The following is a 4748-nucleotide window of genomic DNA, read 5'->3' on the forward strand; positions in this document are numbered from 1 at the left end:
ACCTGCGTCAGATGAAACCCTATGGGGGATCCATGACCACCCTGCCCGCGCCCCCACACTCCACCGACCGCATCCTTGCCGGGGTCGCCCTGATGCTGGGATTCTGCGTCACTGCCCCCCTGCTCGATGTGGCGGCCAAGCTGGCATCGGACACTGTGCCAGTGGGACAGATCACGGCCGCGCGGTTTATCGTTCAATGTGCCCTGATGGCGCCATTTGTCTGGATCATGCGTCTGTCCTTGCGGGTTCCGCGCGAACACTCTCATGATCGCAGTCAATGGTTTTGTCGCGCCGAGTCGGCCGGCTCAATCGCCGGAGGCGTTATCTCATAGATGTGCAAGGCTGGGGGTGGAACTGAGACGACGGTTGAGCATACTCTCATGCGCGGGTTGGATACCGCATGACCGTGGTTGCGTCTTGGAGCTGCCTCTTTCTGGAAACGAGCGTCAGCCTTTCAAGGACTGGCTCACAATGCTTCCCAAGGGTTCTCCACCGTGTTCCACCCCCAGGTTTGCACATCAGCTGATCGGGGTGTTGTGTTTTTGATGAATGAGCGTCAGGCGGGGGTGACCTCCTGCGCAATCGCCCAGATGAAGCCGACCATCTCTCGTGCAATTGCGGTATTAGCCACCACTGTCGGCTTGCCGCATGCCACGAGGTGCTTGTAGCGTCGGCACATTCGCATCTGGCCTTTCCAGGCGATGTCGCGCACGCCTTGCGGGAGGCCCTCCATCCGGTCTACCTGCTTGCGGCCGACACGAGGTTGCATTCTGTAGCTCCAGGCGCCTTCAATCAACACGCGGCGCGCTAAGCTGCTGCCAACTTTCGTTATGCCGCCACGCCTGACCGTGTTGCCACTGGAATGCTCGGTGGGGGTTAGCCCGAGATAGGCCATAAGCTGGCGAGGCGTTGCGAACCTCCGGAAGTCTCCAACTTCTGCCACCACGGTGACCGCGACAATGAAGGCAACACCGCGCATGGCCTGTATCGCCTGAACAACGGGTGCGAGGCTCCAATCCGGGAGCAGCTCGGCGATCTGTGCTTCAAGCCGCGCGACGCGTGCTTCGGCGTCAGTCACGGCGTGAATGTAATCCTGGAAAACAATCTGTTGGGCGGAATGGTCAAACCGGTTTGTCGACAACCAACGCCGGTAGGCCTTGGTCCAACTCTTCTTACCGGGGTACTGACGACCATGTCTAAGCAGAAAGCTCTGAAGATGTTGGCGGGCCTGGTTTGCGCCGCGAACGGCCGTGGCGCGTGCGCGCACCAGGTCACGCATCGCTTCATGCTCGACGTCTGGAACCCAGACGGCCGTCAATTCGCTGGCTCGATGCAATTTGGCAAGCATGCGTGCGTCACGACGATCGGTCTTTACACGGTCGCCTGCTTTCACAGGAATGAGCGAGGGGGCGACAACCATGCAATCATGTCCAAGCTCGACGAGCTGACGGTAAAGACCATAACCACAAGGCCCCGCCTCATAACAGAAATACAACTGGTGACCTTTGGCACCCAGTTGCTCGGCAAGTTTGCGCACACGATCGGGTCGATTAGGCAGCTTGCCCCAGTCCCGCACTTCCCCACCGCGCTCGACATCAGCAACGGCTACTGAGATTGTGGCTTTGTGGACGTCCAGCCCAATAAATATGCTATCCTTCATGTGGTCTCTCCTCCATTCTTGAGGCTCTTCGCCAAAAAACTGGCGTAACCCTCGTTGCAGAATGCCGAAGGAGAGGCCGCCGGTCTATTTGACGTGGAATGCGATCATAAGGTCTGGAAACACATCCGGACGTCAAACCCAATTGAAAGCACCTTCGCCACCGTCCGGCATCGCACAAAACGCACCAAGGGGTGTCTCAGCCGAAAGACCGGACTGGCAATGGCCTTCAAGCTGATGATGTCTGCCCAGAAGAAATGGCGAAAACTCGACGGCCAAAACCGCCTGCCCGAAATCATCCAAGGGGTTGAGTTCCGCGACGGGCTCCGCCAAATTCAAGCCGCCGCCTGATCAGGCGTCACCAACTTTTGCCTATATCTCAACCTCCTTAGGGAGGTCTTTCAAGCCCGTAAAAAACTGTGTCCGACAGGTGTCCGACCGAACATGGCTCGTCAAACAGCTTGAAGTCTGGACAACCCTACCCCGTACACCTTTTTTGCCGTTCTTATCAAATGTTCTAAATGTGAACAAGCATGCAATTTTGACCCCGTAGCGGGGTGATCGGCGTCGAAAAATGACCCCCTTACACTGATGTGGATAATGCCCCCGAGGCTATCGGGGAGCACAGTGTGGGATGTTGGTTGTGGAGACGATTGCGAAGATCCGGCGGGCGTATTTTCAGGACAAGAAGCCGATCAAGCAGATTTGCCGGGAGTTGCGGGTATCGCGGAACACGGTGCGCAAGGTGATCCGATCCGGTGTGACGGAGCTCACCTACGAGCGGACGGTCCAGCCACAGCCGAAGATTGGGCCCTGGAAAGACAAGCTCGACGAGATGCTGGCAGTGAACGCACGCAAGCCCAAGCGCGAGAGGCTGACCCGGATCAGGATTTTCGAGGGACTCAGAGCCCTCGGATATGACGGCGGCTACGATGCTGTCCGGCGCTATGCGGCCTTGTGGTCCAAGGAGGAACAGGAGGCATCGGCCGCTGCCTATGTGCCGCTGACCTTCGATCCCGGTGAGGCCTATCAGTTTGACTGGAGTCATGAGATCGTGGTGATCGATGGCGCCACAACGACAGTGAAGGTGGCACACATCCGCCTTTGCCATAGCCGAATGCTGTTCGTGCGCGCCTACCCGCGCGAGACACAGGAGATGGTCTTCGACGCCCACGACAAAGCCTTTGCCTTCTTCGGTGGAGCCTGCACGAGGGGCATCTACGACAACATGAAGACGGCAGTGGACACGATCTTCGTGGGCCGCGACCGCGCCTACAATCGCCGGTTCCAGCAGATGTGCGGGCATTACCTCGTTGATCCCGTCGCCTGTACACCCGCCTCGGGCTGGGAGAAGGGACAGGTCGAGAACCAGGTCGGCGTTATCCGGCGGCGGTTCTTCGTGCCGCGACCGAAGTTCAAAAGCTATGCCGAACTCAACGCTTGGCTTGAAGACCGATGCGTTGCCTGGGCCAAGTCCAACCCGCACCCCGAGCTCCGGGATCGGACAACTTGGGAGGTGTTCGAGCAAGAACGCGCCAGCCTGGTGCCGTATGTCGGTCCCTTCAATGGCTTTCACGCGCTGCCTGCCTCGGTGTCCAAAACCTGCCTCGTTCGGTTCGACAAGAACCTCTACTCGGTGGATGGTCGGGCCGTCGGTCGCCCAGTTGAAATCCGTGCTTATGCCGAGCGGGTCGAGTTCTGGCAGGACGGCAAGATTGTGGGGCAGCACGACCGAGCCTTCGGCCGCGACAAGGCGATTTACGACCCGCTGCACTACATCCCTGTTCTGGCTCGCAAACCGGGCGCGCTCAGGAATGGTGCGCCCTTCAAGGACTGGGAACTGCCGCCAGCGATCAGGCGTGTGCAGCGCAAGCTTGGCAAGGCGCCGAATGGTGACCGGCAGATGGTCCAGATCCTGAGCATGATCCCAACCGATGGGGTGGATGCAGTGGAGGCTGCCTGTGCCGAAGCGCTGAACGAAGGAGCCCCCGCCGCCTCGGTCGTCATTAATATCCTGGCCCGACATCGTGAGCCGCCGCCGCCGCTGACCATCGATACGCCGGACGCGTTGCGGCTGACCTGCGAGCCCGTGGCCGACTGCAAACGCTATGACAGCCTAAGGAGACCCAACCATGGAAAGATCACAGGTGCTGGACGCGATGAGCCAGCTGAAGCTCTACGGCATGAAGGCCGCCTACGATGAGATCATCACCACAGCAGTGAAGCGCCAGCACGAACCGCAACAGATCGTCGGCGACCTGCTGAACGCCGAGATCAGCGAGAAGCAGGCGCGCTCAATCAAATACCAGATGACGATTGCCAAGCTGCCACTGGCCAAGGAGGTCGATGAGTTCAGCTTCGAGAACACGCCAGTCAACGAGACGCTGGTGCGCGATCTGGCCTCCGGACAGTTCCTTGAGCATCAACGCAACGTCGTGCTGATCGGCGGCACCGGGACCGGCAAATCCCATCTTGCCGTGAGCATCGCCAGGGCCTGCATCCGCCGTGGCAAGCGCGGCCGATTCTTCAACGTCGTCGACCTCGTGAACAAACTCGACGCCGAAGCCCGCGCTGATCGCCAGGGGCGCACTGCGGATCTCTTGTGCCGCCTCGACTTCCTGATCCTCGACGAGCTCGGCTATCTCCCCTTCGCCCAGACCGGCGGCCAGCTGCTGTTCCACCTCGTCAGTCGCCTCTACGAGCGCACGTCCATCATCGTGACGACCAACCTCGACTTCGGTGAATGGCCATCGGTCTTCGGAGACGCCAAAATGACGACAGCGCTACTCGATCGCCTTACCCACCACTGCGACATCGTCGAAACCGGAAACGAGAGCTGGCGCTTCAAGACCAGGGAGTAACCCAGGACACGCTGGCCCGACGCGGCTGCGCTGTGTGATGGCTACACCGCATCGGGCCAGCAACCCCTGCGCAAAATAAAGGGGTCATTTTTGGGTGCCGATAGGGGGTCAGGATTGCATGCCGATTGACAGGTTGGGCGCTTTGTCCAACTTCCTGAGTGGCTTCAAAAGACCGAGGCATGGGCAACCCTAGCCCCAGGCCCAAGGGCACTCTACGTCGAAATGAAACG

General features: G+C 59.5%; 3 protein-coding genes and 2 pseudogenes. 4 read left to right on the forward strand and 1 reads right to left on the reverse strand.

Annotated features, from left to right (window positions below; genetic code table 11):
• Positions 1–32: 32 nt before the first annotated feature.
• Positions 33–230 (forward strand): annotated as a pseudogene (locus LCF60_RS23540) (EamA/RhaT family transporter); the annotation flags it as partial.
• 326 nt (positions 231–556) lie between these two features.
• Here the strand turns inward: LCF60_RS23540 and LCF60_RS23545 are convergent.
• Positions 557–1660: an IS110 family transposase gene (locus LCF60_RS23545; RefSeq protein WP_292294968.1), complete on the reverse strand. Its 1104-nt coding sequence runs from the start codon at positions 1658–1660 to the stop codon at positions 557–559.
• A gap of 102 nt (positions 1661–1762) precedes the next feature.
• Between LCF60_RS23545 and LCF60_RS23550 the strand changes: the two are divergent.
• The 3 genes and pseudogenes from LCF60_RS23550 to istB all read left to right on the forward strand — a co-directional run.
• A pseudogene (locus LCF60_RS23550) lies at positions 1763–2008 on the forward strand (IS256 family transposase); the annotation flags it as partial.
• 283 nt (positions 2009–2291) lie between these two features.
• Positions 2292–3860, forward strand: a complete 1569-nt coding sequence (gene istA / locus LCF60_RS23555; RefSeq protein ID WP_292294969.1) for an IS21 family transposase — start codon at positions 2292–2294, stop codon at positions 3858–3860.
• Positions 3790–4518 carry an IS21-like element ISPkr1 family helper ATPase IstB gene (gene istB, locus LCF60_RS23560; protein WP_292294970.1) on the forward strand — a complete coding sequence of 243 codons (729 nt, stop codon included), beginning with the start codon at positions 3790–3792 and terminating at the stop codon, positions 4516–4518. Before istA ends, istB begins: the two co-directional genes overlap by 71 nt.
• Positions 4519–4748: the final 230 nt, after the last annotated feature.

It is taken from the genome of Marivita sp., assembly GCF_020055635.1.
Taxonomy (GTDB): Bacteria; Pseudomonadota; Alphaproteobacteria; order Rhodobacterales; family Rhodobacteraceae; genus Marivita.

What these genes read in the sequence shown, in the direction of transcription:
- LCF60_RS23545 (WP_292294968.1), bottom strand. Translation starts at nt 1,660, where the DNA reads ATGAAGGATAGCATATTTATTGGGCTGGACGTCCACAAAGCCACAATC.
- istA (WP_292294969.1), top strand. Translation starts at nt 2,292, where the DNA reads ATGTTGGTTGTGGAGACGATTGCGAAGATCCGGCGGGCGTATTTTCAG.
- istB (WP_292294970.1), top strand. Translation starts at nt 3,790, where the DNA reads ATGGAAAGATCACAGGTGCTGGACGCGATGAGCCAGCTGAAGCTCTAC.